At 51.8% G+C, this 20694-nt stretch carries 15 protein-coding genes; 5 read left to right on the top strand and 10 right to left on the bottom strand.

The annotated features are described in order from the left end of the window. The first annotated feature begins 10 nt into the window (after positions 1 to 10). Positions 11 to 3097 (top strand): efflux RND transporter permease subunit, encoded by a 3087-nt coding sequence (locus tag AB2U10_RS15040; RefSeq protein ID WP_367915664.1) that lies wholly within the window; start codon positions 11 to 13, stop codon positions 3095 to 3097. A gap of 83 nt (positions 3098 to 3180) precedes the next feature. On the opposite strand, the gene AB2U10_RS15035 is transcribed toward AB2U10_RS15040, so the two are convergent. Next, positions 3181 to 4959, bottom strand: coding sequence for a hypothetical protein (locus AB2U10_RS15035; RefSeq protein WP_367915663.1), 1779 nt, complete (start codon positions 4957 to 4959; stop codon positions 3181 to 3183). Positions 4960 to 5133: 174 nt separating this feature from the next. On the opposite strand from AB2U10_RS15035, the gene AB2U10_RS15030 reads away from it, so the two are divergent. After that, on the top strand, positions 5134 to 5691 hold the full coding sequence (locus AB2U10_RS15030) for a thioredoxin family protein (protein ID WP_367915662.1): 558 nt from the start codon (positions 5134 to 5136) through the stop codon (positions 5689 to 5691). Positions 5692 to 5716: 25 nt separating this feature from the next. On the opposite strand, the gene yidD is transcribed toward AB2U10_RS15030, so the two are convergent. Both yidD and AB2U10_RS15020 read right to left on the bottom strand, forming a co-directional pair. Then, on the bottom strand, positions 5717 to 6001 hold the full coding sequence (gene yidD, locus AB2U10_RS15025) for a membrane protein insertion efficiency factor YidD (RefSeq protein ID WP_367915661.1): 285 nt from the start codon (positions 5999 to 6001) through the stop codon (positions 5717 to 5719). A 76-nt stretch (positions 6002 to 6077) separates the two neighbouring features. After that, positions 6078 to 7760: an AMP-binding protein gene (locus AB2U10_RS15020; RefSeq protein WP_367915660.1), complete on the bottom strand. Its 1683-nt coding sequence runs from the start codon at positions 7758 to 7760 to the stop codon at positions 6078 to 6080. A gap of 187 nt (positions 7761 to 7947) precedes the next feature. On the opposite strand from AB2U10_RS15020, the gene AB2U10_RS15015 reads away from it, so the two are divergent. Further along, the gene (locus tag AB2U10_RS15015) at positions 7948 to 8475 is read left to right on the top strand and encodes a DinB family protein (RefSeq protein WP_367915659.1); all 528 of its coding nucleotides are present in this window, start codon (positions 7948 to 7950) and stop codon (positions 8473 to 8475) included. A gap of 24 nt (positions 8476 to 8499) precedes the next feature. After that, entirely contained in the window at positions 8500 to 10770 is a 2271-nt protein-coding gene (locus AB2U10_RS15010) for a GH92 family glycosyl hydrolase (RefSeq protein ID WP_367915658.1), read from the top strand. Here AB2U10_RS15010 and AB2U10_RS15005 read toward each other — a convergent pair. Next, positions 10754 to 10888: a hypothetical protein gene (locus AB2U10_RS15005; RefSeq protein WP_367915657.1), complete on the bottom strand. Its 135-nt coding sequence runs from the start codon at positions 10886 to 10888 to the stop codon at positions 10754 to 10756. The genes AB2U10_RS15010 and AB2U10_RS15005 overlap by 17 nt on opposite strands. 195 nt (positions 10889 to 11083) lie before the next feature. Further along, positions 11084 to 12226 carry a RagB/SusD family nutrient uptake outer membrane protein gene (locus tag AB2U10_RS15000; RefSeq protein ID WP_367915656.1) on the bottom strand — a complete coding sequence of 381 codons (1143 nt, stop codon included), beginning with the start codon at positions 12224 to 12226 and terminating at the stop codon, positions 11084 to 11086. A 72-nt stretch (positions 12227 to 12298) separates the two neighbouring features. On the opposite strand from AB2U10_RS15000, the gene AB2U10_RS14995 reads away from it, so the two are divergent. Then, on the top strand, positions 12299 to 13567 hold the full coding sequence (locus tag AB2U10_RS14995) for an alkaline phosphatase family protein (protein ID WP_367915655.1): 1269 nt from the start codon (positions 12299 to 12301) through the stop codon (positions 13565 to 13567). Positions 13568 to 13633: 66 nt separating this feature from the next. Here the strand turns inward: AB2U10_RS14995 and AB2U10_RS14990 are convergent, their stop codons facing one another. The 5 genes from AB2U10_RS14990 to AB2U10_RS14970 all read right to left on the bottom strand — a co-directional run bounded on the left by AB2U10_RS14990 (position 13634) and on the right by AB2U10_RS14970 (position 20647). Next, positions 13634 to 15322 (bottom strand): ribonucleoside-diphosphate reductase subunit alpha, encoded by a 1689-nt coding sequence (locus AB2U10_RS14990; protein WP_367915654.1) that lies wholly within the window; start codon positions 15320 to 15322, stop codon positions 13634 to 13636. A 14-nt stretch (positions 15323 to 15336) separates the two neighbouring features. Next, the gene (locus tag AB2U10_RS14985) at positions 15337 to 16311 is read right to left on the bottom strand and encodes a ribonucleotide-diphosphate reductase subunit beta (protein WP_367915653.1); all 975 of its coding nucleotides are present in this window, start codon (positions 16309 to 16311) and stop codon (positions 15337 to 15339) included. 580 nt (positions 16312 to 16891) lie between these two features. Beyond that, positions 16892 to 18841 carry a DNA topoisomerase (ATP-hydrolyzing) subunit B gene (gene gyrB, locus AB2U10_RS14980; RefSeq protein WP_367915652.1) on the bottom strand — a complete coding sequence of 650 codons (1950 nt, stop codon included), beginning with the start codon at positions 18839 to 18841 and terminating at the stop codon, positions 16892 to 16894. 143 nt (positions 18842 to 18984) lie between these two features. Beyond that, positions 18985 to 19839: a ParB/RepB/Spo0J family partition protein gene (locus AB2U10_RS14975; protein WP_367915651.1), complete on the bottom strand. Its 855-nt coding sequence runs from the start codon at positions 19837 to 19839 to the stop codon at positions 18985 to 18987. Next, complete coding sequence (locus AB2U10_RS14970; protein ID WP_367915650.1) at positions 19829 to 20647, bottom strand: ParA family protein; 819 nt, start codon at positions 20645 to 20647, stop codon at positions 19829 to 19831. Before AB2U10_RS14970 ends, AB2U10_RS14975 begins: the two co-directional genes overlap by 11 nt. Between the last annotated feature and the right edge of the window lie 47 nt (positions 20648 to 20694).

Here is a 20694-nt window from a genome sequence, read left to right as displayed (position 1 = left end):
CCCGGAAATCATGCAGAAATTTATTAAAAATATAGTCGGGTTTTCGCTGAAAAACTCCATTATCGTCTTCTTCATGACGGCATTGCTGGTAATAGCCGGTATTATTGCCTACATCCATACCCCCATTGAGGCCTTCCCGGATGTGACCAACACCCGGGCCCGGATCATCACCCAGTGGCCGGGAAGAAGCGCAGAAGAAGTAGAAAAGTTTGTGACGCTTCCACTGATGAAGACCATGAACACCATTCCGAAAAAGACCGATGTGCGCTCCATCTCTCTTTTCGGCCTTTCAGTAGTTACCGTTATTTTCGACGATAACGTAGAAGATTTTTATGCACAGCAGTATGCCTCTAACCGGCTGCAGGGAGTAGAATTGCCCGAAGGCGCTGAAGCCGCCATTGAGCCACCTTACGGCGCCACCGGCGAGATTTTCCGGTACGTGATCCGCAGCAAAAGGCCGGTGAAAGAGCTGACGGCCATCCAGGACTGGGTGATTGAGCGCGAACTGGTGGCCGTACCCGGTGTGGCCGATGTGGTGAGCTTCGGCGGAGAGGAAAAAATCTACGAGATCAAGATCAACCCTACCGAGCTGGCCAACTACGACCTCTCGCCGCTCGACGTGTACGAGGCCGTTTCCAAAAGCAATATCAACGTGGGCGGCGATGTGATTGAGCAGGGCAGCCAGGCCTACGTGGTGCGGGGTGTGGGCCTGCTGGAAAGCATTGACGACATCGAGAACATCATGATCGAAGTGAAGGGAAGCAACCCGGTGCTGGTCAAGCACGTGGCCCAGGTAGAAGTGGCCGCTAAACCCCGCCTGGGGCAGGTAGGGCTGCAGGACCAGGATGACCTCGTGCAGGGCGTGGTAATGATGCTGCGCGGGGAGAACCCGGGCGACGTGATTCCGCGGCTGAAAGAGAAAATAGCCGAGCTGAACAGCGAAATCCTTCCGGGCGATGTCAAGATAGAACCCTTCATTGACCGCACCGAGCTGGTGAATGCTACCGTACATACGGTGACCAAAAACCTGGTAGAAGGAATTATTTTCGTTTCCGTAGTGGTCTTCGTCTTCCTCTTTAACTGGAGAACCACCCTCATTGTGGCTACGGTTATTCCGCTGGCGTTTCTCTTTGCCATCATCATGTTGCGTATCCAGGGGCTGCCGGCCAACCTGATATCGCTGGGAGCCATTGACTTCGGGCTGCTGCTGGAAGGAACACTCGTTATTGTGGAGACGGTTTTCGTGGCCATGGAGAAAAAGGCGCATGAAGTGGGTATGCCGAGGTTCAACGCCATGAGCAAATCAGGGCTGATCAGGCAAAGCGCAGGAAGCGTGGCCAAATACATTGTTTTTGCCCAGATCATTCTCATCGTGGCCCTGATCCCGATTTTCTCGTTCCGGAAGGTAGAAGGCAAGATGTTCTCCCCGCTGGCCTTTACGCTGGGCTATGCGCTGCTGGGCTCGCTCATCCTGAGCATTACCTACGTGCCCGCCATGTGTAAGCTCATGCTGACCCGCAATATGGAGGAGAAAGAAAACGTCATTTCCCGCTTCTTCAAAACCACACTCTACCGGCTGTTTCAATGGAGCAACCGGCACCGGAGGGCCACCATTGCGGCCTTCCTGGTTTTCCTGGCCAGCTGCCTCACCGGCTTTATGTTTATCGGAACCGAATTTATACCGAAGCTGAATGAAGGCGCGCTCTACGTGCGGGCCACCCTGCCCAACAGCGTCAACCTGCAGGAGTCGGTGCGCCTGGCCAAAGAAATGAAAGAGCAGATACGTGAATTTAAGGAGGTGAAGTTTGTATTGAACCAGGTGGGCCGCCCCAACGACGGTACCGACCCCACCGGGTTTTTCAATATTGAATTCCACATCCAGCTGCACCCTGAAGACGAATGGACCCGCAAAATATCAAAAAATGAGCTGATTGAGGAGATGCGGACCAAACTGCAGCGTTACCCGGGCATTGTATTCGGGTTCAGCCAGCCTATCCAGGATAACGTGGAAGAATACGTGGCCGGCGTGAAGAGCTCACTGGTGGTCAAAATCTTTGGTGAAGACCTCTTTGAGCTGGAAAAATACGCCGTACAGGTGGCAGATGCCATCAGAGATGTGAGGGGCGTTCGTGACCTGAACGTTTACAAGAATATCGGTTTGCCGGAGCTGAGGATCCAGCTGCACGACAGCAAGATGTCGCGGTACGGGGTAGACATCCATGACGCCCAGGCGGTGATAGAAATGGCTATCGGCGGACGGGCCGCCACCCGGTTTTTTGAAAACGAACGTATGTTTGATGTCAGGCTCCGTTTTGACAAGGCCTACCGCGATGACGACCAGAAGATCGGCGAGATCCTGATTCCTTCCAAGAGCGGCAAGAAGATTCCACTGAGAGAAATAGCGACCATCAGGTACCTGACCGGCCCTACATTTATCTACCGCGAGGGCAGCAGCCGCTACATTGCCGTGGGCTTTAGCATTGAGGGGCGCGACCTGGGCAGCACCATTACAGAAGCCAAAGCACGGGTGGCAGAAAAAGTGCACCTTCCCGGCAGGCACAAGATGGTATGGGCCGGGGAGTTTGAAAGTAAAGAACGGGCCACCGCCCAGCTGGCGGTGATTGTGCCGGCCGTTCTGCTGCTGATCCTGTTCCTGCTGTATTTTAACTTCGGTACCATAAAAGATACGCTCATTGCTGCCAGCACCATCCCGTATGCGTTCATCGGCGGACTGGTGTCGCTCTTCGTAACGGGTACCGTGTTTGGTATTTCGGCCGGTATAGGCTTCATCATCCTCTTTGGGGTCAACACCATTAACAGCATTATCCTCATTGCGGTGATGAAAGATAATTTACGGAAGATGGGCCTGAAAGAGGCCATTGACAAAGGGGTTTATTCGCGTATACGGCCTATTGTCATGATTGCGCTGATGGGCTCGCTGGGCCTGCTGCCGGCGGCTTTGTCTACCGGTATGGGCTCTGAGATCCAGAAGCCGCTGGCCATAATGATCGTGGGCGGCCTGCTGATCTGCATGATCCTGTCGCTGACGGTCCTGCCCCAGGTATTTTACAGTGCGTATAAACGGAAAAAGGGGTAATAATTGTTTTGCGTTGAAAATCAAATAAGGCTCCGGTTTCGGGGCCTTATTTTTTATTTTAGGAAAAGCCGTTATACGGGTCTTTACCCCGCAAACTGCAGCTGAAAGGCGGTCACCTGTCTCTCCAGCTCCAGCAGCTCTTCCATCATTTTCTTCCGGCAGGCTTCGGTCTGGCTGTAAATGGCGGGAATCAGCTCCTTGTAATAATTGATCCCGTTTTGCAGCTGGTCTCTGAACTTCTGCAGGTACTTTACCTTCTTGAGATCGCGCAGGCTGGTATCAATATCCTTGCGGAGGTAATCCACGTACAGCCGCAGCTCGTTGATGAAAACATGGGAGCGGGGAATGTCGGCCAGGATATTCAGCTTGCCATAAATATGCTTCACCATTTCTTCCAGCGAAAATACCCGGGAAAAATAGGCCAGGTTAGGTCCGGGGCAAATGGCCACCGCCCGGTTCTCACGGGGTTTCAGGATGCCGTGCGTCAGGTAGGCAGACGTGGCCAGCCCGTCACACAGGCAGGTTTTTTCGGTCACCGCATCTACTTTTTTCTGCAGCTCGGCCGGGTCTTTTTCTTCCTCTTCCAGCTGCCGGATCTTCAGCGACTGGTATTGCCGTGAAGCCGTACAGATGGGCTCTTCGGTAAACTCGGTATTGGATACCAGGAATTTCTTTACGCAGGGACTGCCCGGCCGGTTTTTGGCTATTCGTTCCAGGCGTTGCTTTTCAGCAGTGGCCGGCCTGAAATTATTAAAAGGAATGCCCAGCGGCGAAGCGTTGCTGATATAGAAATCACCGGCCTTTGCATGGGTCAGTGCCTGGAGGGTATCGGCGTCTACCGTGGTGGCCTCCGGAACCAGCAGGAAAGGACTGCCCCAGCCGGTGGCATCCAGCTCGTAGTAATTTAAGAAAAAGGCGTTCTCCTCGGCTGTCCCGATGCCGCCCTGTACCGATATCTTCAGCCGGGGGGGCTCGGTGCACGTTATCTGCTTCGACTCCAGCACCTTACTGTAAAGCTGGAAGAGCTCACCGACCATCTCCGGGCGTTTGTTCTTAAACTCTTCCAGGATAGGCCCCAGCAGGTAGCCTTCGGTGGCAAAGGCATGCCCGCCACAGTTCAACCCCGATTCGATCCGGAATTCAGACACCCACAGTCCTTTTTTGGCCAGGAACTTGGCCTGGATCACCGCAGAGCGGTAGTCGCTGACTTTGAGAATGATCTTCTTCCGGAGCCTGTGGTGTGCGTCCGGGTAAAAATCAGGGAAGGTCTCCAGGTAGCTGTACAGCCGGGGATTCATGCCGGCCGACAAGACCACAGACGACTCGAGGTCGCTGTCGGCAAAGCCCTTCAACGCTTCCAGGGCATCGCTGCCGCTTTCCTCCCCGGTAACCGTGTAATTCATCTTATCTACTTTGGCCATGATGTTGACATCTACGGCCCCCGGTACCGCCCGGTTTTTTAATTCCTGTTCCAGCCGGTTCCGGGCTTCTCCTTCGGGCATTCCGGTATATTGACTATACAAATGTTTTAAGGAAGAAGAGTCGGGAAGCAGCTCATAATACCGGGTGAGGTCACCGTTCTGCTCCAGGCTTTCTTTTTTCAGGCTCTCCGTTTTCCGCCCGATGATCCGGTGCATCATATTCAGGTAAGCGGTAATTCTTTTTGAGCGGTAGCCCTCCTCCTTCATGGAAATAGCCTTGTATTCCAGGCCCTCCTGTTCGGTGTAAAACTTTCGGAGGCGTTCCAGTAAAATATCATCTACAATAGAAGTGACCGAAGAAATGCCGAGGTGGGCTACTTTAACAGGGGTATCTACAGAATAGGCGAGACCCAGAACCGGGATATGAAACGTATGAGACATAGAAAAACGGATAAAATGAGTACAAATAACCTGTTAAAAGCCGGCATAAAAAATGACGGCCGTCAGGGAGTGGTAAACAGGGGTGTTGAAAAATGTGACATAAGTCATATACGCTTGTCGCACCTATTGTCGCAGGTTTGTGTTTAGGAGGTATATAAGTTTTATTTCCGAACAATGACATTCCAGGATTATCTCGATTATTTCAGGTCTATTATTGACAAAAGCAATGAAGAACAGGCCGCTCCCTATGACAACCCCGATTACATTGAGTATACCCGCATGAACTGGTCGCGCATGAACCGCTGGCTGAAAACGGGTAAGCTTTCAGAAGAGCTGACCGCAATTGTAAAAGGCATTAAAGAGCCGCAGAACTGGATCGTCATTACCGAGCCCTGGTGCGGTGATGCGGCCCACAGCGTGCCGTTTTTCCATATGCTGGGTGAGCTGAACCCGCTGATCCGGGTAGATTACGAGTTAAGAGACAGCGAGCCTTTCCGGATAAACGACTACCTCACGGCCGGCTCAAAGTCTATTCCCAAGATCATTTTCAGAGATGCCGCCGGCCGGGATCTGGCCACATGGGGCCCGCGCCCCGCAGGCTGCCAGGAAATATACGCCCGGCTCACAGCCGAAAAAGCCGATTTCGAAACCGTGAAAACCGAAATCCAGAAATGGTACAATGGAGATAAGGGGGTGGAGATTCAGCAGGAGCTGGTGCAACTATTGCAGTGAACAATTAACAGTGAACAACTAACAATTATGAAACATTTTTGTTATCACTATTCGTTGTTCGTTGTTCACTGTTCGTTCTTTTTTTCACCGGGTCATACCCAAACCCGCCCCACGGGTGGCACCGCGCTATGCGCTTCAGGCCCAGCCAGGTACCCTTGAGCACGCCCCATTCCTGTATGCTCCCGATCATATAATGGGAGCAGGTGGGATCATACCGGCAGGCGTTAGGCAAAAAAGGGGAGATGGCCCCCTGGTAAAACCGTACCAGGAAGATCAGCAGAGTACCCAGTGTTTTGTTCAGAAAATTCATGCAAATGATATCAGGGGTGAGGCCACACACCGGCAGCCTCCCCTTCTATAACATTAAAATTCGGGGTTCCGTTCGCTCAGCTTTCTTTCAGCTCACGGCGAAGTATCTTGCCTACGTTGGTTTTGGGGAGGTCATCGCGGAACTCCACATACCGGGGCCGTTTGTAGGCGGTCAGGTTTTCTTTTGCATAGGCACGGATAGCCTCTTCGGTCAGGTTGGGGTCTTTCTTCACCACAAAGATCTTCACCGCCTCGGTAGACTTGTCGTCTTTCACCCCCACACAGGCCACTTCCAGCACCCCAGGACATTGCGAGATCACCTCTTCGATCTCGTTCGGGTAAACATTGAAGCCCGACACCAGGATCATGTCTTTCTTGCGGTCCACGATCTTGAAAAAGCCGTCGGGTTGCATAAGGCCGATATCTCCCGTTTTAAAGTACTTTTTACCGTCTGCGGGGTCGGTATAAAACACGTTGGCGGTCTCTTCGGGCCGCTTGTAATACCCGTTCATCACCTGCGGGCCGTGTGCACAGATCTCCCCGATCTCATCGGGAGCTCCCCATTGGCCGTCGTCTTTCAGGATCTTCATGATGGTAGAAGGGAAAGGCAGGCCAATGGTGCCCAGCTGCTGTCCGCCGCTGACCGGGTTAACCGAGAGTACGGGCGAGGTTTCCGATAACCCGTAACCCTCCGATATCCTGCAGCCCGTCACCTCGTACCATCGTTCCGCTACGGCAGCTTGCAGGGCCATTCCGCCGGATACGGTGATCTTTAGGGTCGAAAAGTCGAGCGCCCGGAACTCCTCGTTATTCAGGAGGGCATTAAAAAGGGTATTGAGACCGGGAAAAATAAAGATCCGGTGCTTTTTAAGATCGCCCAGCAGGGCTTTCTGGTCTCTCGGATTAGGAATAAGAATATTATGGAAGCCCAGCTTCATCATAGCGAAGACATTGACCGTCAGCGCAAAAATATGGTAAAACGGCAGCGCTCCCAGGATTTTCCTTGGGATATCGTACTTTAACGCAGGCTGGAACCACAGGCTGATGCCCTCCATATTGGCAATCAGGTTACGGTGTGTAAGCTCGGCCCCTTTGGAAACGCCCGTGGTACCGCCGGTATACTGGATCAGCACGAGGTCATTGATACGGGCATCGGGCTTGGTATAGGTAGCGGCTTTCCCGCGGGAGAGGGCCTCTGAAAACGAAACACTGCCCGGCAGGTGGTAGGCCGGAACCATTTTTTTGACCGTTTTGACCACGAAGTTCACGATCTGCTTTTTCGGGAAACCCAGCATATCGCCCATCCCGGTAACAATAACATGCTTTATCTGGGTGTCGCCAATGACTTTTTCAAGGTTGAAGGCAAAATTGGCTACGATAACAATGGCCTTCGCCTCCGAATCGGAGAACTGGTGCTTCATTTCCCGGGGGGTATACAGCGGGTTGGTATTTACTACCACCAGTCCTGCTAGGATAGAACCGAACAGGGCCACGGGATACTGGGTACAGTTCGGCATCTGGATGGCAATCTTGTCGCCGGTTTTCAACCCTAAGCTCTGCAGGTAAGCCGCAAATGCATACGCGTGGTCTTTGATTTGCCGGTACGTATGGGTCTTGTCCATAAACGTAAAAGCGGGTTGACCGGCATATTTTTCGAATCCTTCATCAAGAAGCTCAATCAGGGAAGGGTATGCTTCGGGGTTCAGTTCATGAGGAACTCCCTCCGGGTAATGATTAAACCAGGGAAAATCGTTTGACATAATGATAGCTTTACCGGGCCCGTACAGATCCGGGTATATGAATTGGAATAAACGTAAAAATAGTAGGATTTTTTTAGCATAGGAATTTTTTAATAAAGTATATTTAAAAAAGAACCGATTCGCGCAGAATACGCTTTTTATATCAGGGATGAAATGATGGTACAGGAAATTAAACGGCAGGAAAATAATGACAGATGACCTGGAATTCTGGATGAAGGGGCCCGTACAGGGCGTACCCGGCCTGTTGCAGCCGGTGGCCCATGCTTTATTGCAATTGAGGCGGGAAGCTAACGGAGACCTGGCCGCTTTTCGCGACGCAGACCTCTGGATGCGGCCGAACGGGGTGGCTTCGGTAGGGTTTCACCTGAAGCACATGGCCGGGGTTATCGACAGGATGTTTACCTATGCAGAAGAAAAACCGCTCAGTGATGAGCAGTTTGCCCGGCTGAGATCAGAGGCTGCAGAGGAAGAAGACGGGAAAGTGTCTGTCCTTCTTGACGCGCTGGATAAAACCGTTGAAGAAGCTATCAGCCGGCTGATGGGCATTGATGAAAACCGCCTGACGGAAACGCGCTTCCTGGGGCGGAAGAAAATCCCGGTCACCCTGGCAGGCCTGCTGTTTCACAGCGCAGAGCACGGTATGCGGCACCTGGGGCAAATGAAGGTGACGGCCAGGATAGTCAGCCCGGGCAATTTTAACACAAAAATCGTTTAACTTTACAGGATCAAAAAAACAGGAATGCATAGATTTATCTGCTTACTCTTTCTTCTTCCCGGCATTTCTCGCGCTCAACAACTGATCCGGTACGTAGATCCTATGATCGGCACGGCCAAGATGGGGCATACCTTCCCGGGTGCTACCGTGCCTTTCGGATCGGTGCAGCTCAGCCCGGATACCGATACGGTTTCCTATGAATTTAACGGGAAATACAACCCGGAAGTGTATACCTTTTGTGCAGGGTACCGCTACCAGGACCCCACCATCACCGGCTTCAGCCATACGCATTTCAGCGGCACGGGCCATTCTGACCTGGGCGACTTCCTGGTGATGCCCACCACCGGCAGGCTTCAGCTGAATCCCGGAACGGCAGATAAGCCGGAAACCGGGTTTCGTTCCCGCTTCAGTCATGACCGCGAGCATGCAGAGCCCAATTACTACAGCGTGCTGCTGGAAGACCACGGCATACAGGCCGAGCTCACCACCAGCCTGCGCACCGGTTTTCACCGCTATACCTTCCCGGAAAAAGAGGAGGCGCACATTATCCTTGACCTGACCTCGGGTATATATAACTATGACGCCAAAAATGTATGGACGGTGGTACGCGTGCTGAACGACAGCACCCTTACAGGCTATCGCCAGACCAACGGCTGGGCAAGGACCCGCACGGTGTATTTTTCGATGACCTTCTCCAAACCCTTCAAATCATACGGCAGTAAGAACTTTGAAAAAGGACAGGTTTACCGTGGATTCTGGCGGAAATTTGACCAGGCAGACAATTTCCCTGACCTGGCCGGAAGGCAGCTGCGCATGCATTTTGACTTTGACGTGGAGGCCGGTGAGCAGATCATGGTCAAGCTGGCGCTTTCACCGGTGAGCATGGCAGGAGCTACGGCCAACCGGGAGGCGGAAATTCCGCACTGGGATTTCGACAAAACCAAAGCCGAAGGACAGCAGCTCTGGGAGAAGGAGCTGGCGAAGATCCGGGTGAAGCTTCCTTCGGAAAAAGACTATGTGAACTTCTATACAGCCATGTACCATGCCGCCCTGATGCCTACCGTTTATATGGATTCTGACGGGAAGTACCGGGGGCTCGACTACGAGGTTCACCAGGCAAAAGGCTTTACCAATTATACCTCGTTTTCACTCTGGGACACCTTCCGGGCTTTTCACCCCTATATGAACCTGGTGAATCCTTCCCGGAATGCCGACATGGTGCAGAGCATGATGGAACATTACCGGCAAAGTACGCTGAAGATGCTGCCGGTGTGGTCGCATTATGCCAACGACAACTGGTGCATGAGCGGTTACCACAGCGTTTCGGTTATTGCCGATGCCATCATCAAAGGTGTGTACAAAGGTAATGCCGCTGAAGCCCTGGAGGCATGCGTAACCACCGCCCGCCAGAGAAGATACGAGGGTATAGGCGCTTATATCGACAAGGGCTATGTGCCCGATGAAACCAACGGTACCTCCGTTTCGAATACCCTGGAATATGCCTACGACGACTGGTGCATTGCCATGCTGGCGCGGCACCTGGGGAAAGAGGACGTATACCGTGAGTTCCTGAAACGCTCGGAGAACTGGCGGAACGTGTACGACACACGCATCGGGTTTATGCGCCCGCGACTGAAAGACGGTACCTTCCGGGAAAAATTTGATGTGCTGGATACCCACGGACAGGGCTTTATTGAAGGAAATACCTGGAACTACACCCTGTATGTACCCCACGATCCGGAGGCGCTGAAAGAGATGCTGGGCGGGGAGAAACGCCTTATCCGTTACCTGGATTCGCTGTTTACCATGCATCTTCCCGACGAGTTCTTTGCCCAGACCGAAGACATCACCCGTGAAGGCATCATCGGTAACTATGTGCACGGCAATGAGCCGGCTCATCATGTGGCCTACCTCTACAACCTGGTCGGCCAGCCCCGCAAAGCCCAGGAGCGGATCCGGATGATCCTGAGCCACCAGTACGATAACGGGGCAGACGGACTGCGCGGCAACGACGACTGCGGGCAGATGAGCGCCTGGTACCTGTTCAGCAGCCTCGGGTTTTACCCGGTAGCGCCGGGTTCGGAAGAATACTGGATCGGCAGCCCGCTGGTGCACGAAGCCGTTCTGAGCCTGGAAAACGGGAAAACCTTTACGGTAGAGAGCGTTAATCCCGGCCCGCAGAATGTGCATGTTCAGAAGATACTGCTGAACGGGAAACCGCTGAACGGATTTCGCCTGAAGCACTCGGATATTGTGAAGGGCGGGAAGATACAGTTTTTTATGACAGCTCAGTAATGGCTTCTTCGGGCGCCAGAACCTTATACCGGAAAAGCTCAATAGCGTATTTGCTGAAGGGATGGCGGTCAGCAATCAGATCTACCAGGATATGGGTGTCTGCAAATACCTTTTTCATATTTTTCTACTGCCAGTGTCGGCTTGGTTGTCATAGTAGTACGTACTTTTTTTTATAAAATGTACGTATAATTAACAAAATACAAAGTGAAAAAAAGCCAAACTGCCCTGTTTATTTGAAATCCCCGCCAAAAAAAGAAAACCCGGAAAGCATGACGCTTTCCGGATTTTCTTCAGTAGCTGCATTTTCAGCTGCTTAATACCCCTGGTTCTGAACCAGCTTTTTGTTGGTATCCATTTCCCGCTGGGGAATAGGAAGAATCAGCCGGGGTGAATTATAGGCAATACCGCCCCGGGTTTCTTTCAGTCTTTTCTGGTCATGCACCTGGAGCCCTTCAAACATCAGCTCCAGCTTGCGTTCTTTAAGCACATCGGTAAGCGTTACTGCACTTAGAGGAGCAAGGCCTGCTCTTGAGCGTATTTTATTCACATCAGCGGCCGGTGTGGCACCTACGGCTGTACCCAGGCGCAGGTTAGCTTCGGCACGGGTAAGGTACATTTCAGCCAGGCGTACCACCGGTACATTGCCAAACAGGTCGAGGTGCTTCTCGGTGTAGGTATTGTTATTGGCCCGCACAAAGAAGGCGCCTCTTGCATCACCGGCTTCGTACAGGTCGAGGTGAGCCTGCTGAACCCGCATGTCGCCCCGGCCTGCCGTACCCGGAATAGAGCCTACGGTTACCCCGTAAAACGTGTTCAGGTCAGAGGAGCCGTCCTGGGGGGTAACCACCATAGAAAAGATATACTCTTTCGGAGATGCCCCGCCGTTATTCAGGTAGGTGAAAAACAGGTCGGAGAAGGCCGATGCAAGCGTATATTCGCCTGATTGGATCACCTTATCGGCGGCATCACGGGCCCCGGCGTAGTCGCCCTGCTGAAGGTATACCCTTGCAAGCTGGGCATAAGCGGCTCCGCTGGTAGCATAAATGGTGTTGGAGGCCGGGAGCAGCTTCGCCGCTTCGGTCAGATCCTGGATAACCTGGGCGTAAACCTCGCTTACCGGGTTCCTGCTTTTGTAGTCGTCATCGGTAACACCGCGGGTAGGCGTTAGCACCAGGGGCACACCGGGGTTGGTGTTGTTGTCTCCGTCGCCCCAGGTCCTGGCATAGGCTCTCACCAGCTCAAAATACAGGGAGCCCCGGATAAACCTGGCTTCTCCTTCTATCTTGTCTCTCTTGCCTTCGTCTACTTTATCCAGTGCCGACAGCACGTTATTCGCCCTGTTAATGGCTACGTAGGCATCGCGCCAGGTAGCGGTGGCCGTAGTATTAACGGTGGTCAGCTGCGTTCCTTTAATGACCACGTTTACTCCAGGTAACGGCCGGCCGCCTTTCTTCACAAGAATTTAACAGTGCTATTCGGCCGGGAACATAAATGAAATGTATATTGCAGACTATATGTACTGGAACTTATGAGGAAACTATTGGGTATTATTTTCCTGCTTTACGGTTATCCGGCCTTCGCACAGGCCGATACCACGCAATACCGGGTGGCGGGGAGAAAGAATTTACCGGAGAATTATGGCCGTCCGTACGTGATCCTGATCTCGGCCGACGGCTTCCGGTACGATTATGCCACGAAGTACAATGCCGTGAACCTGCTGAAGCTGTCGGCTGGCGGGGTGGCTTCAAAAGGAATGATCCCTTCGTACCCCAGCAATACTTTTCCCAATCATTATACGCTGGTGACGGGCATGTACCCTTCTACCCACGGCCTGGTCGATAACAGCTTCTATGACCCGCATCGCGATGCAACGTACAACATGGGAAACAAGGCCATGGTGAACGACAGCAGCTGGTACGGCGGACTGCCGCTGTGGGGGCTGGCAGAGAAAAACGGACTGGTTTCGGCCAGCTTGTTCTGGGTGGCATCCGAAAGCCGGGTGGCCGGTATCCCGCCTACCTACCATTACAAATACCACAATGAGTTCTCAAACGACAGGAAGGTGGAGATCGTAAAAGAATGGCTGCAGTTGCCTGAAGCGGAGCGCCCGCACCTGATCACCCTGTATTTCCCGGAAGTAGACAGTCAGGGCCATTATTACGGACCTGACGCCAGAGAAACCGAAGCCGCTGTGCACCAGGTAGACGAGGCCATCGGCAAGCTGGTGGCGGAAGTGTCGAAGCTGGGCCTGCCGGATGTAAACTTTGTGTTTGTGTCTGATCACGGCATGCTTCTTTCAGATGTGGATCATCCCATTCCTGTTCCGGAGCTGGTCAGCAACCGGAAGTTTGTGGTGATCAACAGCTATTCGCTGGTACGCATTCATGCCCTGAATCCTGAACAGGTGCGGCCGGTATACAGGCAGCTGAAAAAAGAAAGAAATAAGGATTATAAGGTTTACCTGACCCGGCATTTCCCGAAAAGACTGCACTTCAGAACCAACGCCGATGACCGGATCGGTGATATCCTGCTGGTGCCCAGGGCCCCGAAAGTGTTCGGCTCCAATCCGCCCTCAAAGCGGAAATACCCCGGCGCGCACGGCTATGATCCTAAAAAGGTACCTGAAATGAAAGCCACGTTTATGGCCTGGGGCCCGGCTTTTAAGCCGGGTAAGGTTATTGGTACGTTTGAGAATATCCACGTATATCCGCTGGTAGCGAAGATCCTGGACCTGCCGGTCACTCACCTTATAGATGGCAGAAGCAAGGTGCTTGGAAAGACATTGAAGTCGCCCTAAGCCACTCGCAGTATCATGCCGGAAGACCGGTCCCTCCTGCGTGTTCATACAGGAGGGATGTATACCTTACGATTCGCAGCTGCTGCAGGTTACCAGCTGGGTCACCAGCTCTTTTGAAACGCTCTGGCTCCGCTGGTAATAGAGGGTTTTGACGCCCAGCTTCCATGCTTCAATAATGAGCCGGTTCACATCTTTCACGGGCAGCTCGGCGGGGATGTTCAGGTTCAGGCTTTGTCCCTGGTCTACGTACCGCTGGCGGATAGAGGCCTGCTGGATGATTTCCAGCTGACTGATTTCCTTAAAGGTTTTGAATACAGCCTTCTCATGTGCAGAGAGCTCTTCCAGGTGCTGTACGCTCCCGTTATTCAGCATAATGCTTCTCCAGATATCCTCGTTGTCAATTCCCTTTTCTTCCAGCAGCTTTTTGAGGTATTTATTCTTGCGCATAAAATTACCTTTGGAGAGGCCCGCCTTATAGTAATTGCTGCTGAAAGGCTCGATGCCGGGTGAAGTTTGTCCGAGGATGGCCGACGACGAGGTAGTAGGCGCAATGGCCATGGTGGTGGTATTTCTCCGGCCATACCCTTTTAAAATCTCCGGCTCCCCGTAAATAAGGGCAAGCTCTTCGGTGGCTTTCCCGGCTTCGCTGCTGATATGACTGAAGATCTCGGTGGTCAGCTGCTTGGCTTCGAGGCCCTCAAAAGAAAGCATACGTTTCTGAAGCAGCGAGTGCCAGCCCAGTACGCCCAGGCCCAGTGCCCGGTGGCGCCGCGCAAAGCGGTTGGCCGCAGCCATGTAATAATTGCCCTCGGTTTTGGCGATAAACTCCTGCAGAACGCCGTCGAGGAAGAAGGTAGCCAGCTTAACGGCTTTGGTATCTTTCCATTCATCGTACAGCTCCAGGTTCATGGAAGACAGGCAGCAGATGAATGATTCGTCGGCATTGGAAGGCAACATGATCTCAGAGCAGAGGTTGCTGCCGTTGATCCGCATATTCAGGTCTTTGTATACCTGCGGCTTGTTGCGGTTTACATTATCTGAAAAGAAAATATAGGGAAGACCCTTTTGCTGGCGACTTTCCAGCACACGGGCCCAAAGACTTCTTTTCTCCTTGTCGCCGTCAATCATTTCCTGCATCCAGTAATCCGGGATACAAACGGCAAAGAACAGGTTCTGGATAGGGTTACCGATATTTTTGATCTGGAGAAATTCTTCACAGTCGGGATGGTCGATGTCGAGGTAAGCGGCAAAGGCGCCTCTTCGTACACCTCCCTGCGAAATGGTGTCCATGGTGGTATCAAACAGCTTCATGAAGCTTACTGCCCCGCTGCTTTTGCCGTTGTCGGTCACTGCGCTTCCCCGTCCGCGCAGCTCGCCGAAATATCCCGAAGTACCCCCGCCTGTTTTGGTCTGCATGATCACTTCACCCAGCTTGTGCGTGATAGATTCAATGCTGTCAGGAATGTGAACGTTAAAGCAGGAAATGGGCAGCCCGCGTTCGGTACCCATGTTGGCCCAGATCGGTGAGCTCAGGCTCATCCAGCCCCGCTCAATCATTTCCTGGAATGCCTCTTTCAGCTCCGGCTTGTACAGTCGTTTTGCGGCGGCGGTACAGATCCGGCTGATGGCTCCCTCCACGGTTTCGCCGTTCAGCAGGTATCCGCGGTTCAGGATCTGCTCACTTTCCGAGTTTTTCCACCATAATCTTTGTGCTTCCTCTTTTGTTTCGGGGGCATCAGATAAAAATAATTCCATGGGTGTAGTTATGTTTAAAATAAATCGTCTGCAGTGATACTTTTATCATGTTTCGTATAATCTACCGGCCGCTTGGCAAAGAAATCGTCCATGGTGTTGGCAAAAACCTCTTCTTCAAACCAGCTTACCGGCTGATAATCGGCATTGCTGACATTAAACGGGGCGCCGAAGCCAATTTGCTTCATACTTTCGTCGATCCTGAATTTCATAAAGTTCAGCAGGTCATGCTTCCGGATGATCTCCAGGTCGCCTTCCGAGAAGATCCAGTCGAGGATCCTGCTTTCCACTTCGATAGATTCTTTCACCGTTTGCTGGATAAGCGCGGTGGTTTCTTCGTCAAAAAAGTCGGGAAACTCGGTGCGAATGGTATTGATGATGTAAATTCCGCCGTTGGCATGAATCTGCTCGTCTACAGACGTCCAGGCAATAATATTGCTCACATTCTTCATATAACCCTTGAACCGGGTGAACGAGAGGATAATGGCAAACTGGCTGAATAACGAAACGTTTTCTATCAGGATGGTGAACAGGATCAACGAAATAACGTACTGCTTGCGGTCACTGGAGCGCGTATGGGCCAGCACACCCGAAAGGTACTCCACCCGTTCACGGATCACCGGTATTTCCAGCAGTTTCTGGAATTCATTGTTGTATCCCAGCACTTCCAGGAGGCGGGAGTAGGCTTCCGAATGGCGGAATTCGCATTCGGCAAACGTGCTTCCCAGGCCGTTGAACTCCGGCTTGGGAAAATGCTGGTACAGGTTGCCCCAGAAAGTCTTGACGGCTACTTCCACCTGTGCAATGGCCAGGAGGCTGTTTTTAATGGCGGTTCTTTCCGCCACGTTCAGATTGGAATGAAAATCCTGTATATCCGCAGTAAAATCTACCTCGCTGTGAACCCAATAGGCTTTATTGATGGCTTCGGTAAATTTCAGTATTTCCGGATATTCGAACGGTTTGTAATTAACTCTTTTATCAAAGATGCTCATAACAAAGGATATGCGTTATTAACGGGAAAACATTTTCCCGCCAGGTTCATTAAAATCAGGTTTGGGCTATACTGCTTGTATCGGTAAGCCGGCACAGTCATGGTAACTGGTTCTCCGGAGCGGCAAGTGTATAAAATGAAAGGGCGTGAAAGCCGGTATTTTGCCTTATGCTACGGGTAAACAGAAGCCTGCTTATTTAAAAACAAATATATAATAAAGAATGATTCTAAAAAAATAAAATTTAAAAAGTTTACAAGATTTGTTATTTAGATTATTAATAATAAATAAGTTATGTTTTTTTAATTTCAAAAAAGTTTACAAAAAATGTATAATGATGAAAATAATTTAAGACATATTTATACAATTTACCAGGTATCCTTTGTGAAAATAACCTGGTGTGCTTTGTGAAAATACATAGCACAAAGGGCACGAAGGAAATTGCACAAAGATCACAAAGAGGAATGGCCCGGTTTGAGTCTGCGTGTATTCTTAAAACAAATCCGGTTGCCAAAAGATTTTCAGCAACCGGATTATTTATCCTAAAAAATCTGTGTCATCCGCGTTCTGTCCCTGCGTTCCGTCACGCATCTACATTCGCGTACTTCGCGTTTTTCTCAATGAATTCGCGGCGTGGCGGTACTTCATCGCCCATCAGCATGGAGAACAGTATGTCTGCTTCTACAGCCGACTCAATGCTCACCTGCTTGAGGGTACGGTTAACCGGGTTCATGGTGGTTTCCCAAAGTTGTTCGGGGTTCATCTCGCCCAGACCCTTGTAGCGCTGAACGCCCACGCTGTCTTCTTTGCCTCCGCCGGCTAGCCGTTTTACGGCCGCATACCGCTGGTCTTCGCTCCAGGCATACACCTCGTCTTTTCCTTTCTTCACCAGGTAAAGCGGTGGTTGGGCAATGTACAGGTAGCCTCTTTCAATGATCTCCCGCATAAACCGGTAGAAGAAGGTCAGGATGAGCGTACGGATGTGGCTGCCGTCAATATCGGCATCCGTCATGATGATAATCTTATGGTAACGAAGCTTGTCCAGGTTCAGCGCGCGCTCATCGCCGTCTCTTCCCATCTGAACCCCCAGTGCCGTGAAGATATTCTTAATTTCCTCGTTTTCGTAAATCCTGTATTCCTGGGCTTTTTCCACGTTCAGGATTTTTCCCCGTAACGGAAGTATGGCCTGGAAGTTCCGGTCACGCCCCTGCTTGGCTGAGCCGCCGGCAGAATCACCCTCCACCAGGTACACTTCGCACAGCGCCGGGTCAGATTCCGAGCAGTCGGCCAGCTTTCCGGGAAGTCCCGAGCCTATCAGTACGTTTTTCCGCTGTACCATCTCGCGCGCTTTCTTGGCGGCGATCCGGGCCCGTGCGGCCAGGATAACCTTATCTACGATGGTCTTGGCGTCTTTCGGGTTCTCCTCCAGGTAGTTTTCCAGCATTTCCTGAACGCAGCCGCTCACGGCAGCGGTTACTTCCGAGTTGCCCAGCTTCGACTTGGTCTGTCCTTCAAACTGGGGTTCGGCTACCTTAACTGAAATCACGGCGGTGAGGCCTTCGCGGAAGTCGTCGCCCGAGATCTCGATTTTCTCTTTGGCCAGCAGGCCTGACTTCTCTGCATACGCTTTCAGGGTACGGGTCAGCGCCATCCGGAAACCGGACACGTGCGTACCGCCTTCCGGCGTATTGATATTGTTTACAAAAGAAGATACGTTTTCGGAGTACGAAGTATTGTAGATCATGGATACCTCTACAGGCACGCCGTCTCTCTGGCCTTCCATGTACATCGGTACGGGAATCAGCCTTTCACGGCTTTTGTCAAGATATTCCACAAACTCGATCAGCCCGCCTTCGGAATGAAATTCCTCGTACTTCGGCTTTCCTTCCTCGTCGAGCTCCCGCTTGTCGGTGAGGGTCAGTGTGATCCCCTTGTTCAGGAACGACAGCTCCCGCAGGCGGTTGGCCACGGTCTCGTATTTGTATTCCGTTACCTGGAAGATCGAAGCGTCGGGCTTAAAGTGAATGATGGTTCCGCGGTAGTCGGTCACCCCGATCTCGCGGGCTGCATACAGCGGTTTTCCGATTGAAAATTCCTGCTCAAAGATCTTCCCGTCCTGGTGAACTTCCGCCCGTAAATGGGTAGAAAGGGCATTCACACAGGAAACCCCCACTCCGTGGAGGCCGCCGGACACCTTATAGGAATCTTTGTCAAACTTACCCCCGGCATGCAGTACCGTTAGTACTACTTCCAGGGCAGATTTCTGCTCTTTTTCATGCCAGCCGGTAGGTATACCCCGGCCGTTATCTCTTACGGTGATAGAATTATCCTCGTTGATGGTGGTCTCGATCCGGTCACAATACCCCGCCATAGCTTCGTCAATCGAGTTGTCAACTACCTCCCAGATCAGGTGATGAAGACCTTTGAACCCGATATCGCCGATGTACATGGCAGGCCGTTTTCGTACAGCTTCCAGCCCTTCCAGTACCTGTATATTACTTGCTGAATAGTCCTTGTTTTTGTTCTCGCTCATAAGTTGTTTTAATCCGTTTACGTTGCCTCCGAAAGACAGGACATCGTTTACACGAATGCTCTGAAAAAATCTAACAAAGATAATGAATCCGGGGCATCTACCCTATAAAAACCGGGAGTTCTTTCTCCCGGGTACGATCTTTCTTAACGCAGCTTTTCAAGAATGGCGTCGAGCTCGTCGGTACCTGAAAATTTAATGGTCACCTGCCCTTTGTTGATGTCCTGCACCCTGATCCGGAAAGGAACGGTTGTTTTGCCCTTCAGGGTCATTTCTTCTATCCGGATGTCTTCCCGGTGTATCTCCAGCTCATTGGCCTCTGCCTCAAATGCATTTCCCTTTTTCACCAGGGCTTCCACCTCGCGGGCGCTGAGGTTGTCTTCCAGGATCTTCTGGTAGATGTCCATTTGCAGGGCGGCATCGTTTACCGGGATAAGGGGCCTTACCTGGCCCACGGTCACCACGCCCAGCACCAGGCCGGTCTGGATATCGGCAGGCAGGTTCAGTAAACGCAGGTAGTTGGTGATATTGGAGCGGCTTTTGCCGATACGGTTGCCCAGGTCTTCCTGCCGGAAGCCCAGCTCTTCGATCATCCGCCGGTAAGAAAGCGCAATTTCCATGGGATTCAGGTTTTCGCGCTGGATGTTCTCGATCAGGGCCATTTCCAGCGAGCGCTGGTCGTCTACCTCCCGGATATACGCCGGTATCCGGGTGAGCCCGGCCAGTTTTGCCGCACGGAAACGCCGCTCCCCTGAAATGATCTCAAATTTCCCTTCCGGGGTTTCCCGTACGGTGATCGGCTGAATCAGCCCCTGTACGAGGATAGAGTCGGTCAGCTCTTTCAGCGCCGCCTCATCAAACGCTTTCCGGGGCTGGGAGCCTCCGGCCGCAATTTTATCCGTTTCAATTTCTTTCACTCCCACAAAGGCAGCCACCTTGCGCTTTACCACCAGGTCAGAATCGCCCAAAAGAGAATTCAGGCCTTTTCCTTTATTTTCCATCTTTTATGCCGGGAAGATTATTTCTTGTCAGAAGCTCCTTGGCCAGGTCAATGTAACTTTTTGCCCCTTTGTTTTCGAGGTAAGAGATATCAAACTCCCCGTCTTCCGAAAACATCAGCAGGGCGGGCACACCGTAGCTCGGCGCCTCGGCCAGCTTAACGTTCCTGGGAACCAGGGTGTTGAAGCACAGGCTGCCGAAGTGCTGGCGGACATCGTCAACCACCATTTTAGACAGGTTGGTACGTCCGTCATACATGGTCAGCACGTAGCCTTCCATGATCAGCTCGGGGTTCAGCCGCTTTTTAATGATCTCAATGGTGTTCTGCAGCTTGGCGATCCCTTCCAGGGCAAAATACTCACATTGTACCGGGATCAGCACCGCATCAGAAGCCACGATAGAGTTGATCACCATGAGCCCGAGAGAGGGCGAGCAGTCAATAAAAATAAAATCATACTCTTCTTTCACGCCCCCGATGATCTCTTTCAGGATGTATTCACGGGCCACCTGGTTCACGATCTCCAGCTCAAAACCGGCCAGGTCAATGTGGCTGGAGATCAGGTCAAGGTTAGGGATCTGGGTCTTAACAATGCAGTCTTTGATATCCGACTGGCCGATCAGGGCCGTATAAATATTATGTTGCTGTTCTTTGCTGTCAACACCGATACCCGAACCGGCATTGGCCTGAGGGTCGGTATCGATCAGTAAGATCTTATAATCTAAAACCGCCAGGCTGGCCGAAAGATTGATAGCCGTAGTGGTTTTGCCCACCCCGCCTTTCTGGTTTACAATAGAAATAATTTTACCCATTGGGACTGTATGTTTTAAAAAAGAGAACAAAGATAATCAATAAAAAA

Source organism: Leadbetterella sp. DM7, assembly GCF_040829825.2.
In the GTDB taxonomy this organism is placed as follows: domain Bacteria; phylum Bacteroidota; class Bacteroidia; order Cytophagales; family Spirosomataceae; genus Leadbetterella.
The sequence above is the reverse complement of the archived record's forward strand: the minus strand, read 5'-3'. Positions and strand labels throughout refer to the sequence as shown.

What these genes read in the sequence shown, in the direction of transcription:
- AB2U10_RS15040 (WP_367915664.1), top strand. Translation starts at nt 11, where the DNA reads ATGCAGAAATTTATTAAAAATATAGTCGGGTTTTCGCTGAAAAACTCC.
- AB2U10_RS15035 (WP_367915663.1), bottom strand. Translation starts at nt 4,959, where the DNA reads ATGTCTCATACGTTTCATATCCCGGTTCTGGGTCTCGCCTATTCTGTA.
- AB2U10_RS15030 (WP_367915662.1), top strand. Translation starts at nt 5,134, where the DNA reads ATGACATTCCAGGATTATCTCGATTATTTCAGGTCTATTATTGACAAA.
- yidD (WP_367915661.1), bottom strand. Translation starts at nt 6,001, where the DNA reads ATGAATTTTCTGAACAAAACACTGGGTACTCTGCTGATCTTCCTGGTA.
- AB2U10_RS15020 (WP_367915660.1), bottom strand. Translation starts at nt 7,760, where the DNA reads ATGTCAAACGATTTTCCCTGGTTTAATCATTACCCGGAGGGAGTTCCT.
- AB2U10_RS15015 (WP_367915659.1), top strand. Translation starts at nt 7,948, where the DNA reads ATGACAGATGACCTGGAATTCTGGATGAAGGGGCCCGTACAGGGCGTA.
- AB2U10_RS15010 (WP_367915658.1), top strand. Translation starts at nt 8,500, where the DNA reads ATGCATAGATTTATCTGCTTACTCTTTCTTCTTCCCGGCATTTCTCGC.
- AB2U10_RS15005 (WP_367915657.1), bottom strand. Translation starts at nt 10,888, where the DNA reads ATGAAAAAGGTATTTGCAGACACCCATATCCTGGTAGATCTGATTGCT.
- AB2U10_RS14995 (WP_367915655.1), top strand. Translation starts at nt 12,299, where the DNA reads ATGAGGAAACTATTGGGTATTATTTTCCTGCTTTACGGTTATCCGGCC.
- AB2U10_RS14990 (WP_367915654.1), bottom strand. Translation starts at nt 15,322, where the DNA reads ATGGAATTATTTTTATCTGATGCCCCCGAAACAAAAGAGGAAGCACAA.
- AB2U10_RS14985 (WP_367915653.1), bottom strand. Translation starts at nt 16,311, where the DNA reads ATGAGCATCTTTGATAAAAGAGTTAATTACAAACCGTTCGAATATCCG.
- gyrB (WP_367915652.1), bottom strand. Translation starts at nt 18,841, where the DNA reads ATGAGCGAGAACAAAAACAAGGACTATTCAGCAAGTAATATACAGGTA.
- AB2U10_RS14975 (WP_367915651.1), bottom strand. Translation starts at nt 19,839, where the DNA reads ATGGAAAATAAAGGAAAAGGCCTGAATTCTCTTTTGGGCGATTCTGAC.
- AB2U10_RS14970 (WP_367915650.1), bottom strand. Translation starts at nt 20,647, where the DNA reads ATGGGTAAAATTATTTCTATTGTAAACCAGAAAGGCGGGGTGGGCAAA.